This is a genomic window from Flavobacterium sp. XN-5, from assembly GCF_008033395.2.
GTDB lineage: Bacteria > Bacteroidota > Bacteroidia > Flavobacteriales > Flavobacteriaceae > Flavobacterium > Flavobacterium hiemivividum.
This window is the reverse complement of the sequence record NZ_VOGZ02000001.1, coordinates 862,402-880,067: the sequence shown is the minus strand read 5'-3', so window position 1 is coordinate 880,067 and position 17,666 is coordinate 862,402. Positions and strand designations below refer to the sequence as shown.

Annotated in this window: 13 protein-coding genes and 1 tRNA gene; 5 read left to right on the top strand and 9 right to left on the bottom strand. The window is 35.5% G+C overall.

The features are described 5' to 3' along the window. Positions 1-165: 165 nt before the first annotated feature. Both FQU23_RS03870 and FQU23_RS03865 read right to left on the bottom strand, forming a co-directional pair. The gene (locus tag FQU23_RS03870; RefSeq protein WP_147672663.1) at positions 166-1,020 is read right to left on the bottom strand and encodes a polysaccharide deacetylase family protein; all 855 of its coding nucleotides are present in this window, start codon (positions 1,018-1,020) and stop codon (positions 166-168) included. 11 nt (positions 1,021-1,031) lie between these two features. Then, on the bottom strand, positions 1,032-2,054 hold the full coding sequence (locus FQU23_RS03865) for a hypothetical protein (RefSeq protein WP_147672662.1): 1,023 nt from the start codon (positions 2,052-2,054) through the stop codon (positions 1,032-1,034). A 97-nt stretch (positions 2,055-2,151) separates the two neighbouring features. Here FQU23_RS03865 and FQU23_RS03860 point away from each other — a divergent pair, with 97 nt between their 5' ends. After that, entirely contained in the window at positions 2,152-4,329 is a 2,178-nt protein-coding gene (locus FQU23_RS03860) for a TonB-dependent receptor family protein (protein ID WP_147672661.1), read from the top strand. Positions 4,330-4,527: 198 nt separating this feature from the next. Here FQU23_RS03860 and FQU23_RS03855 read toward each other — a convergent pair whose 3' ends face one another. From FQU23_RS03855 to FQU23_RS03835, 5 genes are all read right to left on the bottom strand, one after another. Beyond that, a complete protein-coding gene (locus FQU23_RS03855; protein WP_147672660.1) occupies positions 4,528-4,995 on the bottom strand; it encodes a c-type cytochrome in 468 nt (155 codons plus the stop codon). Position 4,996: 1 nt separating this feature from the next. Continuing rightward, the gene (locus FQU23_RS03850; protein WP_147672659.1) at positions 4,997-6,115 is read right to left on the bottom strand and encodes a PQQ-dependent sugar dehydrogenase; all 1,119 of its coding nucleotides are present in this window, start codon (positions 6,113-6,115) and stop codon (positions 4,997-4,999) included. A gap of 111 nt (positions 6,116-6,226) precedes the next feature. Beyond that, a complete protein-coding gene (locus FQU23_RS03845; protein WP_147672658.1) occupies positions 6,227-9,370 on the bottom strand; it encodes a DUF3427 domain-containing protein in 3,144 nt (1,047 codons plus the stop codon). After that, the gene (locus FQU23_RS03840) at positions 9,367-9,762 is read right to left on the bottom strand and encodes a (deoxy)nucleoside triphosphate pyrophosphohydrolase (protein WP_147672657.1); all 396 of its coding nucleotides are present in this window, start codon (positions 9,760-9,762) and stop codon (positions 9,367-9,369) included. The genes FQU23_RS03845 and FQU23_RS03840 overlap by 4 nt, the downstream gene beginning before the upstream one ends. A 538-nt stretch (positions 9,763-10,300) precedes the next feature. Continuing rightward, positions 10,301-10,822: a hypothetical protein gene (locus FQU23_RS03835; protein WP_147672656.1), complete on the bottom strand. Its 522-nt coding sequence runs from the start codon at positions 10,820-10,822 to the stop codon at positions 10,301-10,303. A gap of 435 nt (positions 10,823-11,257) precedes the next feature. Here FQU23_RS03835 and FQU23_RS03830 point away from each other — a divergent pair, with 435 nt between their 5' ends. Beyond that, positions 11,258-11,653 carry a DUF2452 domain-containing protein gene (locus tag FQU23_RS03830; RefSeq protein WP_147672655.1) on the top strand — a complete coding sequence of 132 codons (396 nt, stop codon included), beginning with the start codon at positions 11,258-11,260 and terminating at the stop codon, positions 11,651-11,653. 240 nt (positions 11,654-11,893) lie between these two features. On the opposite strand, the gene FQU23_RS03825 is transcribed toward FQU23_RS03830, so the two are convergent. Both FQU23_RS03825 and rseP read right to left on the bottom strand, forming a co-directional pair. Beyond that, positions 11,894-11,967 (bottom strand) — tRNA-Asn (locus FQU23_RS03825). A gap of 140 nt (positions 11,968-12,107) precedes the next feature. Further along, the gene (gene rseP / locus FQU23_RS03820) at positions 12,108-13,451 is read right to left on the bottom strand and encodes an RIP metalloprotease RseP (RefSeq protein WP_147672654.1); all 1,344 of its coding nucleotides are present in this window, start codon (positions 13,449-13,451) and stop codon (positions 12,108-12,110) included. A 202-nt stretch (positions 13,452-13,653) separates the two neighbouring features. Here rseP and FQU23_RS03815 point away from each other — a divergent pair, with 202 nt between their 5' ends. The 3 genes from FQU23_RS03815 to FQU23_RS03805 all read left to right on the top strand — a co-directional run bounded on the left by FQU23_RS03815 (position 13,654) and on the right by FQU23_RS03805 (position 17,353). Beyond that, positions 13,654-14,724 (top strand): NADH:flavin oxidoreductase/NADH oxidase, encoded by a 1,071-nt coding sequence (locus FQU23_RS03815; RefSeq protein WP_147672653.1) that lies wholly within the window; start codon positions 13,654-13,656, stop codon positions 14,722-14,724. A 20-nt stretch (positions 14,725-14,744) separates the two neighbouring features. Continuing rightward, entirely contained in the window at positions 14,745-15,785 is a 1,041-nt protein-coding gene (locus tag FQU23_RS03810; protein ID WP_147672652.1) for a Gfo/Idh/MocA family oxidoreductase, read from the top strand. 353 nt (positions 15,786-16,138) lie between these two features. Then, positions 16,139-17,353, top strand: a complete 1,215-nt coding sequence (locus FQU23_RS03805) for an MFS transporter (protein ID WP_147672651.1) — start codon at positions 16,139-16,141, stop codon at positions 17,351-17,353. Positions 17,354-17,666 lie beyond the last annotated feature (313 nt).

Sequence of the window (17,666 nt, the reverse complement as noted above, 5' to 3'; positions counted from 1 at the left end):
TGCACTTTTTTTTAAATAGAAGCACATAATTTAATTTAAGAGTTCTTTTTGGATGTAATTGAAATTTCAGAAAACAGATTTGTGTTATAAAATGAAGGCAGTAAACCATTCTTCCGAATTGCGTACTGCCTTGTATAATCTTTTTTAATAGTCTTATTTTTCTTTTTATTCAAAAGTAGATTCTGTCGATTTCATCATTCTTTCTGTAGTCCAGGTTCCGGAAACAATCATTCGTCTTATAGTATAAAGTGGATCAATAGAATCTCTTTTAGTAGACAAAATATAAGCCATCTCATAGCCACTCTTTTTTAATTCAGGAATTGCGGCAGTATTCCATAAACCAAAAGGATAAGCAAAGTCAGTCAATGGCTTTCCGATTATTTCTTCCAGTTTTGCTTTTGGTTTAACCAATTGGGTATTCCAGTCTTCACCAGAATATTTCGTAACCATGTGGTGGTCCCAAGTATGTGCTGCAACAACATGTCCCTCATCAGCAAGGCTTTTTATCTCCTCTTTGCCCATATATCCGGGACGATTAATAGAAACGGTCATTACAAAAAATACGCCTTTAAAACCGTATTTTTTCATTTCGCCTGCGCCAATGCTGTATTGTTCGGCGCGGGTATCGTCAAAAGTAATCATGATGGGTTTAGCAGGTAGTGGAGCGTTGTGAACTAAATACTCATACAGCTGTTCTGGCAAAATACTATTATAACCTGCCTCCGACAATGCTTTCATTTGCGCTGCAAAATCAACAGGTTTTACGGTGTAAACTTTGGTCATTGCACCAGCACTCGTGTTAAAATCCTTAATTTGATGATAGCAGAGTATAGGCACCTCTTTTTTTGCAAGAATGGCGGCCGCATCGTTAGTCACTTTTTGCGGCTCTGTTTTATTTTCGACTTTATTTACTAAGGTTACTTTCTCAGGGTTTTCATCCTTAGAAGTTTCCTCCGCCTTAGATTGGCAACCTTGTAAAATAATAAGTCCTAAAAATAGGCAGGCGAAATATTTTTTCATTGTACTAGATATTATTGAAATTGGATATAGCTTGGTCTTGGAGTTAATTTTAGTAATTCTTCTGGTTCATATATTTTCCAATCGTTCCAATTGTCATTTTTGTAAAATAATTTAAAACCGGTAAATTGAACCGGTTCTCTCTTTATATAGGTCAAGTAAGTCGATTTTTTTAAAACCTTGCTACCAAAACCGTCCATGTGCATCACTACTTGTACCTCAGGAAGCGTTTTAATATTTTTATAATTGGTTACCATTCCTTGAGTAAAACGGTGTATCACAAAAACCTTAGGAGGCAAGTTGTTTTCGCGAACTACTTTAGCCATAATATCGATGGCATCATTCAGGTCAGCTGCGTCAAAGGTTCCAATTTTTTTCCCTGGAATTTCTCCGTTTTTCATGGAAAACTCAGGGTCGATACCTAAATGAACGTTAGGTAATTTTAAATACTCAACTAATTCGCTCACTTCTTTTTTTACAGTACTATGTCCTACTTGAATATCTAAAAACACTAAAGCATCAATAGGTTTTGCCCATTTAATTACCGTGTCGATCTGTTTAAACGGCATACGCATGCGGTGCATGTTATCTTTTCCTGGCGCACCTTGGGCCGTTACTGCGATATAATGTAAAGCTGGGATTGCCTTCACTGTAGGATCTGCAGCATTCCATTTGGCCACTTCGCCTTTTAATTTTTCGATCATTACCGTTCTAGGATATTCTCCTAAAACGCCCATTCTTGTAGAATATAAGTTTCCATAAAAAGCGATGATTCTATTGTACGGCAATATCGCGCCAGGTAAAGGATAAGGCGTTTTTACCGGCCATCTTCCCGTAGTGTCGTTGCTTAAAGCGATCATTCTTTTATTGTAGTCCACAGTATCGATGGTCGAAACTGCTTTTTTCTTAACTGTGTCAGCAGACTCCGTTTTTACTTTTTCAATTTCTACTTTTTCATCCGCGGCTTTGCCTTGGTTGCAACTACTAACAAGAGTTAAAACGGAAAGTGAAAGGACTACTACAATGTGCTTTTTCATAAAAAATATCTATAAGGGTTTCAAAACAAAGGTAAACCTAAATATAGGCTATTTATTATAATTTAACCACAAGGTTTTCTAATATATTCACAATCGAATGCGCTGGCTATTCCTGTTTGATTCCATAATAGAAAAAACTAACTTTATCAAAGTTTTATTTACATCTAAAGAGAATCCGTTGTTCAAAATCAGCCCTAATTTTCCAGTCCTATTGTTATCGTTATTTTGCTGTGTTTCTAGCTACAGCCAAGTGCGAAAAGACACCACAGCCCTTTCTGAAATAGTGATTGCCTCGCCTATTGCTACCACTCTTCAAAAAACGGCTGCCGCCGTTGCTGTGATTCGGGCCAAAGATCTGGAGCGAACTGACGGCGTGATTCTTACTTCTGTTTTAAATGCAGTTCCAGGAATTTATATGCAGCAAGGTGCCTTGAATACGAACCGAATCACAATTCGTGGCATTGGATCCCGAACTCAATATGGAACAAACAAAGTAAAAGCCTATTTTGAAGGCATTCCATTGACAACGGCCGAAGGCGAAACCAGCATTGAAGACATCGATTTAGAAAGTATTAGCCGAATCGAAATTATCAAAGGACCTAATTCCACGAGTTTTGGATCTGGTTTAGGTGGAGTTATCCAATTATTTTCGAAAGATATTCTTAGTAATCAATCATTTTCGAAATCGAAAACTACCGTGGGTAGTTATGGATTATTGCAGCAATCTTTTTCTGGTGGATATGGTACTGAAAAATCTACACTTTTTTCTAATTATTCCCATTTGCAAAGCGATGGTTTTAGAGCTAACAGTGCCTACGATAGAAAAGCGTTTACTTTGAACGGAAAACAATCAATAAGCGATAATGGGAGTTTTTCTTTTATAGGGAACTATACCCGGTTAAAAGCTTTTATCGCTAGTTCGATAAGCGAAACTGATTTTAAAAACATGCCCGAAAAAGCGGCGGCTAACTGGGCTGCGGCCCAAGGTTATGAATCCTATGACAAAATACTTTTAGGATTGGGTTACCAACATCAATTGTCGGAGAAATGGAGTTTTAAAACCAATGTATTTTCTAATTTTAAAGATGCTTATGAACCGCGACCTTTTGATATTTTAGACGATAAAACAACTTCTCTTGGTTTGCGCTCCACTGTAAACTTTCGATCTAAATTATATGCCATTCCTTTTGAAGCTAGTGTGGGAATCGAGAGGGTGACAGAGCAATATACTTTTTCTCTTTTCGAAAATAATTACCAGTCCCAACCCAATCAAGGAAGTATCCAGGGCGCCGAGTTTAGTAGTATGAAGCAAAATAGAAATTATCGAAATTATTTCCTGCAAATGGATTTCGAACTGACCCAAAACCTTCATCTAGAAACGGGAGTGGCATTGAACACAACCCAATATTCACTTGAAGACACTTTTGAGTCAAATACTGCTATTGAGAAAACAGATTATACTTTTGGGAATGTATGGTCGCCACGATTAGGGATTTCGTATGAAGTAGCAGCTTCCAAAAACATATATGCCTCAGTGAGCAAAGGTTTTTCTGTTCCTTCGGTTGCTGAAACGCTGACACCAGATGGCGAAATCAACACGAATCTAAAACCAGAAATGGGTTATAATTACGAATTAGGGTTTAAAGGAAACTGGTTGCAAAAACGATTGTACACTGATGTTGCTTTTTTCAGTACCCAAATCACTAATTTATTAGTCGCTCGCCGCACCGCCGAAGATCAGTTTGTAGGAATCAATGCAGGAGAAAGTTCGCATCGAGGAGTAGAATTGGCTTTCAATTATCTGTTGGTAAATACAGAGGACATCCAACTCACGCCTTATTTTTCGGGTACTTTTAATGATTTTAAATTCAAAGATTTTGTGGATGGCGATAAGGATTATTCGGGGAATGCGCTTACGGGAGTTCCAAATAAGCAATGGAATGCTGGTGTCGATGCCAAAACGGCTTCGGGTTTTACAGCGAATGCGTCCTATTTACATATAGGTGCTATTCCTATGAATGATTCAAGTACCAAGTATAGCAAGGCGTACGGTCTTGTAAATGTAAAATTCGGCTACAGCATTACAATTTTAAAATTCTTAAAAACCGAGTTTACCACTGGAATCAACAACTTAGCAAATACTAAATATGCCGCAAGTATTCTCCCAAATGCTGTTGGTTTTGGTAAAGCGTTACCGCGCTATTATTATCCGGGGAATCCAAGAAATTATTACGCAGGTTTTTCAGTTTCTTATATTTTCAGTGGCCTCAAATAAAGTTTAAACCAATGTGCTTTCGGTGCAGCTCGCTTTAGCTACTAAAAACTATCAGACTGCAAATTCTAAAATTTAAAAATAATTATAATTTGCAAATTTGTGGTCAATATTTATAACACAATTATTTAGACTTTCAGTTCATTTTGGTTTATTTCATTGGATAAGAATTAAAACACATAGTTGTGTTAAAAGTTACAATCACTTTTTAATCGCTTCGACTTCTCCAATAGTAACCATTTTAGATTGCTTGTTGCTCCAGGAATTCATGATGTAATTCATCACATCAGCTACTTCTTGATTAGAAAGTCCCATTGCCGGCATGTTGCCATTATATTTCTTTTTATTGACAAGAATTTCGCCTTTTTGACCAAATTTTACCGCATGAATACTCTCGGCTCTTTTGCTGGTAAGCCAGTCAGAGCCATTAAGAGGAGGGAAATCAGTCGCATCGCCTTTTCCGTTGCCTGCATGACATTGAATACAAAAATCAGCATAGATTTCTTTTCCATTTTCGATGCTTTTTTGTAATGGTGTTTTTTCTTGAACTACCGTTTTCAATGGCAGGTAATCTTTTTGAGATTGTGTATTTAAAAGCGGACTTGGATTGAAAACACAAAATCCTCCCGAAACGAAAAGGGTAATCCCTAAAGTTATCTTTGTAATCATTTTATTTGTTGGGTATTATTTTTACAATTCCTTTTCCTTCCACTCCCATATAGATGTAACCGTCTGGGCCTTGAGCCACATTACGCAAACGGCCAATATCTGTTGCAATTTTTTGTCGGCCAATGACTGTATTGCCTTTTAGTTTTACCAATTCCAGATATTGGAATTTTAAAGAACCTACCAGCAAATGTCCTTTCCATGCAGGATAAAGGTCGCCCGTTACAAATGTCATTCCGCTTGGAGCGATAGAGGGAACCCAATAATAAATGGGATCTTCGATACCTGGTTTTTGATTTTCTTTACTGATGGTCGTGCCGTCATAACCGATGCCGTACGTAACAACGGGCCAGCCATAATTAGCTCCTTTTTTTACAATATTGATTTCGTCGCCACCTTTTGGTCCGTGTTCGTGCAACCATATTTCGCCGGTAGCAGGATTTTTAACCATTCCTTGTGGATTTCTATTTCCGTAGGTATAAATAGCTTCTTTGGCACCAGCTTTTCCCACAAAGGGATTGTCTTTTGGGATACTGCCGTCGTCATTCAGGCGGTAAATTTTTCCGTTGTCTCTAGTGATATCTTGTGGATTGACAGATTCTTCGCCACGTTCTCCTGCTGAGAAATACACATAGCCGTCGTTGTCAAAAGCAATACGGGAACCAAAATGCTGTCCCTTAGTCGTATTTGGCATGGCTTTGTACAAAGATTCAATTTGCACTAGGCTTTCATTCTCTAGCTTAGCTCGAATCAATTTCGTGTTTCCGCCTTCGCCGCCGCCTTCGGTGGAAGAAAAAGTGATGTAAATCCAGCCGTTTGTTGCATACTTGGGATGTACAGCAATATCGAGTAAACCTCCCTGACCACGATTATAGACTTCGGGAACGTTTTTAACTTCTGTTTTTTGGTTGTTTTTGATGTGGTATAGGATGCCGCTTTTTTCAGTAACTAGTATAGAACCGTCTGGTAGCCAAGTCATACCCCATGGATTTGCAATTTCGCCACCAATGTTTTCAAGCGTATAGTTTTTTACCTCGTCCTGTAAGGTAACATCAGTAGGATTTTTTTGTGCCTGACAGCTGAGTATGAAAAGTGGGAAAATAAGCAGAATGATTTTGTTCATGTTTTCTATTTTTAAAAAGCGATTTTAAAGATAATAAAAAGAATAACAGCGGATTAGTTAATTATGGAAATTTTAGTTTTTGGCAGTTTTGTTTATACTAATACGATACAATTATCCAATAGCCATTTTTGCAGTTTCTTTCCACATGTAATGGGGAATAGGCTCTTTTAACTCCCAATTAATATTCATAGGTTGAGAGCCATTCGAATCTATAAATTTAGATTCTCCCAAAAAGACATAAGACATCGTATTATTATAGATATCCGTTTCTTTTTCTCGTACAAAAAGTAAAATGTTTTTGTCTAGTTCTTCTTGATTAATATAGGATTGTCCTGCTTTACTGTCAGGTTTTGTGCTATTTTGAGATTGCCAGTGAAAGACAGTTTCGCTTTTAGCATAATCGTTATACATTGTTGTGGGTGAATATTTCTCTTCTGTTTTCTCTAAAGTAATGAATAATAATTCCGTGTTCTTTTCTTTAATGTTTAAAACACCTGCTATAGAACCAGTCTTACTTTGAAAAGTATTTACTCCAAACCCTGCTAAAATTTGAGCTCGAGTAAAGCGGCTATGCACTTTCAATGGCTGCTGATATGGAAGGCGTATATCCAATTCTATGTGAGCAATTTTGTCAATAATTATTTCTAAAGCTTGGATTATTTCATCGACAACTATTTTATTTTTTCCAATAGCTGAAATAGCTTCGTTCAAAGTTGAAAACAGTCTGGGAGTTTGCCAGAAATCATAATACAACATATTTAAACACAATATATCATTATCTGAAGGGTTTACAATTTCTTTAAAATTGTTTTTAGCTAGTTGCAAAATGTAATTTAGATAGTTAGAAGAATTACAGGCTAACCATTTTTTACAAACAGCTTGTGCAAGTTCTTTTTCATTTACACTAGAAGATTCCTTTTTTACCTCGGCAAGCACACACAATCTGTTCCATGTGTTTTTTTTATAGATAGCAGTTAGAGGGACATTATAAAAGTTACAGAAATTTTTCAGTGAAAGAACAGCATTAGTTTGATATTGAAAATTGATGATTTTATTTATTAAATCTTTTTCCCGAAACTGCGTTGCGTTTTTGATATTAGCAAGAATAATTTCTTTTGCTTTCTTCTCCAAAACAATGGAGCAACCTAATGGTAAATGTGGAAAATCGTTTTCTAATTCTTCTTTTGTTGACGTATTTGTTTTACCTATTAAAGCTCGAAACCTCCCTTCAAAATCATATTCGGCTCTGGAGTTACCTACGAAATCAAGAACGGTAAGGCAATCTTTATCGTCATGTAATCGCAAACCTCTTCCTAGTTGCTGAAGGAAAACTGTTAAACTTTCAGTAGGCCTTAAAAATAAAACGGTATCTATCTCTGGAATATCTACTCCTTCGTTAAAAATATCTACGACAAAAAGATAGTTGATTTCTTTACTTCTAAATTTTGATTTAATTTTTTTTCGTAAAGAATCTCTACCATCTCCACTAACAATATAATCAGCCTTTAAACCCGCAGAATAGAATTTTTCTGCCATATAAATGGCATGATCTTTTGATATGCAAAAACCGATCGCTCTTACATTTTTATAATCTGTTAAATAGTCTTTACATTTATTAATGATTTCGCCTACTCGTCTATCATTTTCAGTATATATTTTAGTTAATTCGGCAATATCGTATTTTCCAATATTCCATTTCACATTACTTAAATCGATGCTGTCTGTAATTCCAAAATATTGAAAAGGACAAAGTAACTTCTTATTTAGCGCTTCTGGAAGTCTAATTTCTGCAGCAATAACTCCACAAAAATCATCGAGAATATTTTCATTTTCATTTGTTCTTTCTGGAGTTGCAGTTAATCCTAGTAAAATTTGTGGTGTGAATTTTTCTAATATAGGTCTGTAACTGTTTGCAACAATATGATGCACTTCATCAATTATAATGAAGTCATAAAAAGTAGAAGATAATTTTAAATTACCAATTTGATTGTTCAAAGTTTGAACTGATACGAAAACATGAGAGTAATTTGTAGGAACTTGTCCTTCAACCCACAAATCACCAAAATCATTATCTCTCAATACGCCTCTAAAAGTAGCAATTGCTTGATGTAGTATTTCTTTCCTATGAGCAACAAATAGAAGTTTTGAATTTGGATTAATTTTTAGGAAGTTCTTAAAATCAAAAGCAGAAATAACAGTTTTTCCAGTTCCTGTTGCGGCTACAAGTAAATTTTTAAAACGATGATGTACTTTTCTTTCAGCATCTAATTTTTCTAAAATCTCCTGTTGAAAATGATATGGTTTTATTTCAAAATAAAAAGCGGCATCATTTCGATCCTGTATTCTTTCATGTTTTAACGCTTTCTGTAATTTTTCTGAATGTTCAAATTCTACAAAAGTCTCAAATTCTTTGTCTTGCCAATAAGTTTCAAAAGTTTTTGAAAACTTGTCAATTATATGCTCTACTTCTTTTGTTGTGACTTTTAAATTCCATTCTAAACCGCTTGTTAGAGCGCTTCGTGATAAATTAGAAGAACCGATGTAGCCGGTATGAAAACCCGTATTTCTGTAGAATAAATAGGATTTAGCATGTAACCTTTCGTTTTCAGTATTGTACGATATCTTAACTTCTACGTTTGGTAAACTAGCTAAAAACTCAATTGCTTTCAAATCAGTAGCACCCATGTATGAAGTGGTAATTACTCTTAGCTTATTACCGTTTTTTGTAAACTCTCGTAATTCTTTTTCGAATATTCTTATTCCAGACCATTTTATGAAAGACACTAAAAAATCAACTCTATCGGAAGAAAGGATTTCCTTCTTTAACTCACTTTCTAATGATAAACCAACATTTGAACCTGTAAAAAGTTCGCTTTGAGTTAAGCGGGTGTAAGGATTAATTTCTTTTAGATGTGCTTCAAAATCTGCAATTCCAGAGTCGATTTTAGAAAAAACAGCATTTAAAATCCTTCCATTAGTAATTATTAGATCTTCATCAAATTCTTCATTTTCAAGTTCGTCTCTTAATAATCTAATGATTTTATTCGAAAGTTGAATTTGTAATTCAACACTGTCCGTTTTGGTAAAAAATCGTAAAGCTCTATTGATTACATCGCCAAGGTGTTTGCTCAAGATTAAAGACGCTTCTGTTTTTTCAATTTCTGTTTGCTTAATAAAAAAAAAATCTTTGTCAATCGTATCTAATTTCGAGGAAATTAATTTGGTTATTAATTGCTCATAAAGTCCTTGCGTCATAATCCTATTTTTAAAAATTCTTCAACAATTGGTATATCTGCTTCTGCCCAATCTAATTTTATCAATTCGCTTTTATCCAATAATCTATAATCAGAATGTTCCAATAGAATAATTTCGCCAGAAACATAATTGGCCAAAAAAGGTATTAGTCTTATTTTGAAATCACCATAATCATGAACGGTAGAGGAAAGATTTTTAATTACTTCTATTTCAATATTTATTTCTTCTCTTACTTCACGTCTAACACAACTAGCTTCATCTTCATTATTTTCTAATTTGCCTCCTGGAAATTCCCATTTCAATGGAAGTTTCATTTTTTCGCTTCTTTGAGCTACCAGAACTTTATTATCTTTAAGAATGATGGCGCAAGTGACGTTTATGAGATTTGACATATTATAATTATAGGTTTCGATTTTTTATCTAGTCTTATTTTTATTTGTACGAAAGATAAGTAGATTTATTATCTTATAAAGAACAATACTCTGAAAAAAGCAACATAAAAAGACTACGTTTTATTAATTGTATGATGTTAAGAGTATTTCGTAATCTAAAATCAAATCCCCTAGTCCTGGCCGATGCAAAACTCCTTATGCAAGGGAATAAATAAGAGTGGAGCGTAGGGAAGGAGAAAACTCCTAATTACTAGAAAGAGGAGAGAAAGTAGTGAAAACAACAAAGACTATCGTTCCCGATAGCCTTTCCTTAGCTTTACATATCCATAAAACCTTCAAGAATAATGAATTGTGCAAAGCAATTTTGTGTTTTACCTAAGACAAAGATAAGTGGCTGCTTTGGGTTTTCTTTGCGGTTTCCCGTAACGGCGTGATTTTTTTTGAAAATGCTGTGCGAGTTTTTATTTTCGATAAAAAGAAGATGAAGTCACTGATGATTAATCCACTACTGGATCTAATAAAACTGATAGTAGAATAATTAGAATTTAACGAGCCATTTATAATCAATCATAGCCCAGCCTTCAAAATTTTCATTTTTATTTACCACTGGATATTCATGTTTCCAACCGTCAATAAGTAAGCTGCCGTCCTTTTCAATTCCATAGGTCTGAATTGCTTTCTCAGCACTATTGCTTTGAATAAATTGAATATTTTCTTTTGTTAGTTTACGTTTTGGAAAAACGAAAACGCTTCCATCATTAAAATAGGCACGCATACCCACACTAGAATAGTACAAGAATCTTAGTTTTCGGTTTTCCTGTTTTTCTTCTGTTGTTGTTGGGTTTTCTATGTCTTGATCATCCGCTTGTTGATCTACGCTAAATTGGGCTGTATCGACTTCCGTATTTGGAAATTCTTTTGCTCTTAGTTCGAGTTCGAGTTCTTTTTCTTTCAATAGCTGTTCCTTAGCCTCAAGTGTTAATTCCTGTTGCTTTACAGTATCATTCTTGCAGCTAAATATACCTAGCGAAAGCACGATTATAAATATAAATCTGGTCATCTTACTTTTGTATTTAATCTAATAGTTCTTAAAAGTATTGCTATTTGTTTATATCGTTGTGGAAAAGGATGATAAATTAGCTAACAATGGCTGTTATTTCCACAAGCAAACTTAATTTAATATCTAGCAAGATATTTATTTAATCACGAATAGCAAAAGGAAAACCGGCTTTGTCCTTGTTTTAGTTTGTACCTATTGTTGTTTTTATTTTATTGATTGTTGGTTCTTCTTATCGATTGGATATTTGTTTGGATTTAAAACATATAGGTTTTTTTCTATTGCTCGATTAAGGTATGATTTGTTGTATATAAAATTTCCTTCTATTAATAAATCCTTCAATAGACTTTAAATAATTTTGTTTAACTTTACACCGAAAACATTAAACAATTTGGCGTTTGATAGATCATTCGTTAGATTCAATAAAATATAAATAAAATGAAAAGTAAAAGACCGGATAACGTTGTGTATTCAGATGAAGAGGGATTTAATGCAAGTATATTGCCTTATGCTACAAATGTGGGTGCACCAGCAATTAGAATGGATGATGTGGTGTCTTGGAAAAGTAGAGGGATTAGCAATGTTAATAAAGAGTTTGAAAATAAGTTTAATGAACTCAAAAAGCAATATCAAAACTTAATGGAAGAATATGAGTGGAACGAATTGATTTATAATTCTAAATTTTCATTTGAGCCTGTTGTGGGTGAAATTTATCATTTGTATCGCGATGCTGCAGGGGTAAACTTTCTTTCGTTAATAGGGCCGCAAGAATGGAATAAGGAGCACATTGGTACTTTTAAACTAAATAGTGATAAGAAATGGATAGTGCTGTAATAAGAAAACAATTTTAACTTTTCTTGGTGCATGTTTCCAATTGATTTTGAGTTAAATAATTGGCATTGCAATTCGGAATTTTAAAATGGGTACCGCAATGGGTGCCTTTTTTTCCTAAAATAACTTGGCAAATTGTCAAGTGACAAAACCCACTATTCTCAGTATAACGTTGTGAAGTATTGGTTTCATTTCAGTTTTAAGCAAAAAAAAGCCCGACATTGCTGTCAGGCTTTTAAAAAGCTCCCTCTCTTGGGCTCGAACCAAGGACCCTCTGATTAACAGTCAGATGCTCTAACCAACTGAGCTAAGAAGGAAACTGTATGTTTTTATATGTAAGAACTTTTTAATCTTTATTTGTTGCTTTATTGTGATGTGCGTTTCAGTTGTAAAGCGGTGCAAAGATAGGCTATCATTTGGTTTGTGCAAATAAAAATCAAACTTTTTTTATTTTTTTTTATCTCCCTACAATTGATTTGTAAATATCGTTTCCGTTAGCAAATAATAGTAGCGTTATAAGTAAAACAAAACCAACCATTTGTGCGTTTTCAAGGAATTTATCGCTTGGTTTTTTACCGCTGATAATTTCATATAATAAAAACATTACATGACCTCCATCGAGTGCCGGAATAGGTAATAAGTTCATTACTCCAAGCATAATTGATAATAAAGCGGTGATGGCCCAGAAAGTTTCCCAGCTCCATGTACTTGGAAAAATATCAAATATGGCTTTAAAACCACCTACTTGTTTGTAAGCTCCCGTGCTTGGACTGAAAATCATTTTCAGTTGTTTTCCGTATCCTACTAATTGATCTTTTCCTTTTGTAATTCCTACTGGAATCGATTCGAAGAAACCGTACTCTTGTTTGCTTACTTTGTAGAAACCTAGTTTTTCTAAGTTTGCCATGGCTAATCCGCCAAGTTGAACGCCAAGTTTTCCGTCATTATCGACTGCAACTTGAATTTGTTCTTCTTTTTGGTCGCGCAATACCGTTGCTGCTATCGTTTTACCTTTGTTATTTTCTAAAATAGTCTGCGCTTGATCAAAGTATTTTGCAGCTTCTCCGTTAAGTGTTAGTACAACATCCTTCGCTTTTAATTCTGTATTGCTAGATTCATCACTAACAGCTCCAATTACAAACGGCATTCTGATTCCTACAATACTGCTTTTTTCAAATTTAGACAATTGGTCGACAAAATCATTGGGCATTTTTATGGTTTGCGGAGCTCCGTTTCTTTCGATAAGAACCTCTTTACCCAAAACGATTTTCATATTGATGTCATTGTCAAATTTTTCGATTTTTGTACCATCAACTGAAATGATTTTATCACCCGTTTGGAATCCTGCATTCAACATCGCTTGATTTTCGATCAATATCCCGTCTTTCATATCTGCATTAGCAATATAAGTATCGCCATAAACAAAGGCCATCCCGATGTAAATGATAAAAGCCAAAATAAAGTTGACTGTAACTCCACCTAACATGATAATTAAACGTTGGTAAGCTGGTTTAGATCGAAATTCCCAAGGTTGTGGTGGCAAAGCCATTTGTTCCTTGTCCATGCTCTCGTCAATCATACCTGAAATTTTAACGTATCCGCCCAGAGGCAACCAACCGATACCATATTCGGTATCGCCAAATTTCTTTTTTATAAGGGAATATTTAACGTCAAAAAACAAATAGAATTTTTCAACTCTGGTTTTAAACAATTTAGCAGGAATGAAATGTCCTAGTTCGTGTAATATTATTAATAATGACAAACTCATTAAAAATTGCGAAAGCTTGATAAATAAATCCATTTTTTATATTAGGTTCTTAATTGAATTCCACAAAAGTAGGGTTTTCTATTTTATTTTGAAAGCCCTACAATTTGGCTATAGAACAATTGGGCAGTCAACAATTATGCCATTAGGTTTTTTACTTCGAAGGATGTCATGTAACTTTACAGTATCGTATTTAAAGCGATTAAAAATCCAACTCAAATTTTATAAAATCATCCTTATGTCAGTATTATTATATTCTCCTTTACAAATTAAAAACCTTACCCTTAAGAACAGAATTGTTATCTCTCCAATGTGTCAATATTCTTCCGTTGATGGCTTTGCCAATGACTGGCATTTGGTACATTTGGGCAGCCGTGCCTCGGGTGGGGCAGGTTTAATCATTCAGGAAGCGACCGCAGTTTCTCCAGAAGGAAGAATTTCTCCAGACGATATGGGAATCTGGAAAGACGAACACATCGAGAAATTAACATCTATAAATAGTTTTATTATCAGCCAAAATTCGGTTCCAGGAATCCAATTGGCGCATGCAGGTAGAAAAGCAAGTTGCTCCTCGCCATGGAACGGACATAAAAAACTAGATGCAACACAAGGCGGCTGGGAAACTGTGGCGCCAAGTGCAATTCGGTTTCAAGATACAGACACTTTGCCACTTGCTTTAGATAAGGCGGGTATTGACAAAGTAATTGCCGATTTTAAAGCAGCGACCAAAAGAGCCGTAAAAGCAGGATTTCAGGTAATGGAAATCCATGCAGCTCACGGGTATTTATTACATTCGTTTTTTTCGCCTTTATCGAATAAAAGAACAGATGATTACGGCGGAAGTTTTGACAACCGCATAAGATTGACTCTCGAAGTTGTGGAAGCCGTAAAGTCTGAATGGCCAAATGATTTGCCGTTATTCGTAAGGATTTCTGCAAGCGACTGGGCAGAGGGCGGATGGGATATCGAAGAATCAGTATCACTTTCGAAAGTCTTAAAAGATAAAGGAGTTGACTTAATCGACGTTTCTTCGGGAGCATTAGTGCCCTATCAAAAAATTCCAGTAGAACAAGGATACCAAGTTCCCTTCGCCGAAAAAATTAAAAAAGCTAGCGGAATCATGACTGGAGCTGTAGGTTTAATCATAGATGCTACCCAGGCTGAAGAAATTCTGTTAATGGGAAAAGCCGATTTAATACTATTTGGACGAGAATCATTGAGAAACCCAAACCTGGGATTGACCTTCGCTACCGATTTAGGTGTTGAGGTGCAATGGCCAAAACAGTACGATAGAGCAAAAAAATCCTAGAACTCCATAAAATAATAAATATGCAAAAAATAAAAACGGTTCTACTATCCTACGGCATGTCTGGAAAAGTATTCCATGCACCATTTCTAGAGCTTCACCCAGGATTCGAATTGCTAGGATCTTGGGAACGAAGTAAAAAAATAATTCAACAGGATTATCGTAATGTAAGGAGTTATGGGTCTTTAGAAGAAGTTCTGGATTCTGATGCTGATTTGATAATTGTTAACACACCAGTGGGAACGCATTTTGAATATGCTAAAAAAGTATTATTGGCAGGAAAACATGTCGTAGTCGAAAAAGCCTTTACCACCACGGCGGCCGAAGCGCAAGAATTGGTTGACATAGCTACTGAAAAAGGAGTGAAATTGTCCGTTTTCCAAAATAGAAGATGGGACAGTGATCTCAAAACGGTGCGTCAAGTTCTTTTAGATGGCGTGTTGGGTGATATCGTCGAAGCGGAGTTTCACTTTGACCGCTACAATCCACTATTGAGTCCCAAGCAACACAAAGAAACCGCCAATGCAGGAGCGGGAATTTTGAAAGATCTTGGGCCACATTTAATTGATCAATCTTTGTATCTATTTGGTTTTCCACAAGCGGTTTTCGCTGATATCCGAACCACTCGCGAAAACTCTTTGGTCGATGATTGGTTTGATATTTTACTGTATTATCCCGATTTTAGGGTGCGGCTAAAAGCTGGTTTTTTTGTTCGCGAAGCCAATCCAGCTTATACCATTCACGGAAAGAAGGGATCTTTCTTGAAACCACGAGGCGATGTACAAGAAGACGAATTGAAATTAGGCACGAAACCAAACCTGGAAAACTGGGGAACAGAGTCAATTGAAAAAGAAGGATTACTACATACCGAGATAGACGGCAAACTAGTGCTTGAAAAAACTCCAACGCTGCAAGGGAATTACTATGACTTTTTTGATGGGGTTTATGATTCCATTTCAAACAATAAAGAAGAACCCGTTACCGGACAAGATGGACTGAGAGTTATGCAAATTATCGAAGCGGCGATTCAAAGTAGTGCTCAGGGAAAAGCGATTGCTGTTTAAGAAAGCACAGCTTTTCGATCCTTTTTTGGCTCATCATATTCTGTTTACTTAAATATGAATCTAAAAGCCAAAAACACTCGAAGAGACGCTCAGGGGAAAGCAATATAATTTTAGCTGCGAATTTCACAAATATTCACTAATTAAATTGTGAAATTTGTGGTCAAATTTTAAACTTGTAAAGTTTAAAAATCAGCATTTTTAAATTATCCGCATAAGTGTCGGCCTTTAAAGTCAACAAAGCTGTGAATGTTATAAACAATAACGTTGTAAATACAGAACACTGCTTTTTTTGTAAAATTCATCGTCTAGCTTTTTTGTAATTTTGCATCTTTCAATTAGTAAAAAATATCGTTTTGATAGAATTAAATTTTATAGACCGTTTTAAAACCGAAGGCAAACTCAAAAAATCATACAAAAAATCAAAGCTTTCTTATTTAAGAAGAATTCGTTGGGCTGTTGCCGCGTTTTATTTTGGGATGGGATTGTGTTTTGCAACTTGGGCAAGTAGAATTCCAGATATCAAAATGGCATTAGATTTAAGCGCAGCCGATCTAGGAACGATTTTATTTGCACTTCCTTTAGGGCAGTTGGCGATGATGCCTTTTTCAGGGAAATTAGTTACTCGCTTTGGTAGTCATCGCGTCGGGGTGTTTTCACTAATAATGTATGCGATTAGCCTTTCAAATATGGGCTTAGCCACATCATCTTGGCAATTAGCACTCGGCTTATTTCTATTTGGAATATTCGGAAATATGAATAGTATTTCCATCAATACACAAGGCGTTTACACCGAAAAATTATATCAAAAAACGATCATGGCTTCTTTTCATGGCGTTTGGAGTTTTGCGGGATTTACGGGTGCTTTAATCGGTTTAGGGATGCTTTCATTAGAGCTATCGCCGTTTTATCATTTTTTAATCGTGGGACTTTTTGTTATTACATTGGTTGCATTTAATTATCGATATCTGATAAAAGCCAAAAAAACTCCTATAACCGTCGAAAGGAAAAAGTTATTTACAAAGCCAGACAGTGCGCTAATTTGGCTAGGTATAATTGGTTTTGGTTGCATGGCGAGCGAAGGAATTATGTTTGACTGGAGCGGAATCTATTTTAAAGATGTTGTCAACGCACCAGGTCCGTTAATTATTTTAGGATACACCTCCTTTATGATTATGATGGCTACCGGACGTTTTCTGGGAGACGGTCTAATTGTTCGTTTTGGAAGAAAAAAAGTAATACAAACCAGCGGTTTATTAATCTCCGCAGGACTTTTTACAGCCGTAGCTTTTCCGTATTTAATTCCATCAACAATCGGTTTTATGCTTGTTGGGCTCGGGGTTTCCTCGATTGTTCCCACCTTATATAGTCTTGCTGGAAAAAATACGACGGTTCCGCCCGGAGAAGCGCTAACGATTGTCACCAGTGTGAGTTTTCTAGGGTTTTTAATGGGCCCACCCGTTATTGGCTACATTGCAGAATTGATGGGCTTGCGATTTTCCTTTGCCTTTATCGGTATTTTCGGAATATTAATTGCACTTATGGTTAGCCGAATCAAAGCTATTCAGTAATTTTTTTAGGAGCAGTACTTTTTGTTTTTTTAGTGACGCACCACCTGCTCTTCGCTATATCCACGCTAAAAAAGCGTGGGATGCCGCTGCGATCAGGGCTATTTTAATGCGTTTTCTGGTTTTAATTACAGCAACAACAGCTACACAATAAGCGAGTCGATTTTGGACACGGAATCCGTCTACAATGATTTTTTTCTTTGGTGAAAATAAAAATCCCTAATGTATTTAGCACTTAACTTTCTGACATATAAATTATTACATTAGAAATTATCATTTATGTTAAATATTTAAGTATATTTATACTGTTAAACTA

Excerpts from the sequence above, each read along its gene's own strand:
- FQU23_RS03850 (WP_147672659.1), bottom strand. The coding sequence starts at position 6,115 with ATGAACAAAATCATTCTGCTTATTTTCCCACTTTTCATACTCAGCTGT.
- FQU23_RS03815 (WP_147672653.1), top strand. The coding sequence starts at position 13,654 with ATGTCAGTATTATTATATTCTCCTTTACAAATTAAAAACCTTACCCTT.
- FQU23_RS03865 (WP_147672662.1), bottom strand. The coding sequence starts at position 2,054 with ATGAAAAAGCACATTGTAGTAGTCCTTTCACTTTCCGTTTTAACTCTT.
- FQU23_RS03870 (WP_147672663.1), bottom strand. The coding sequence starts at position 1,020 with ATGAAAAAATATTTCGCCTGCCTATTTTTAGGACTTATTATTTTACAA.
- FQU23_RS03855 (WP_147672660.1), bottom strand. The coding sequence starts at position 4,995 with ATGATTACAAAGATAACTTTAGGGATTACCCTTTTCGTTTCGGGAGGA.
- rseP (WP_147672654.1), bottom strand. The coding sequence starts at position 13,451 with ATGGATTTATTTATCAAGCTTTCGCAATTTTTAATGAGTTTGTCATTA.
- FQU23_RS03840 (WP_147672657.1), bottom strand. The coding sequence starts at position 9,762 with ATGTCAAATCTCATAAACGTCACTTGCGCCATCATTCTTAAAGATAAT.
- FQU23_RS03860 (WP_147672661.1), top strand. The coding sequence starts at position 2,152 with ATGCGCTGGCTATTCCTGTTTGATTCCATAATAGAAAAAACTAACTTT.
- FQU23_RS03835 (WP_147672656.1), bottom strand. The coding sequence starts at position 10,822 with ATGACCAGATTTATATTTATAATCGTGCTTTCGCTAGGTATATTTAGC.
- FQU23_RS03845 (WP_147672658.1), bottom strand. The coding sequence starts at position 9,370 with ATGACGCAAGGACTTTATGAGCAATTAATAACCAAATTAATTTCCTCG.
- FQU23_RS03830 (WP_147672655.1), top strand. The coding sequence starts at position 11,258 with ATGAAAAGTAAAAGACCGGATAACGTTGTGTATTCAGATGAAGAGGGA.
- FQU23_RS03810 (WP_147672652.1), top strand. The coding sequence starts at position 14,745 with ATGCAAAAAATAAAAACGGTTCTACTATCCTACGGCATGTCTGGAAAA.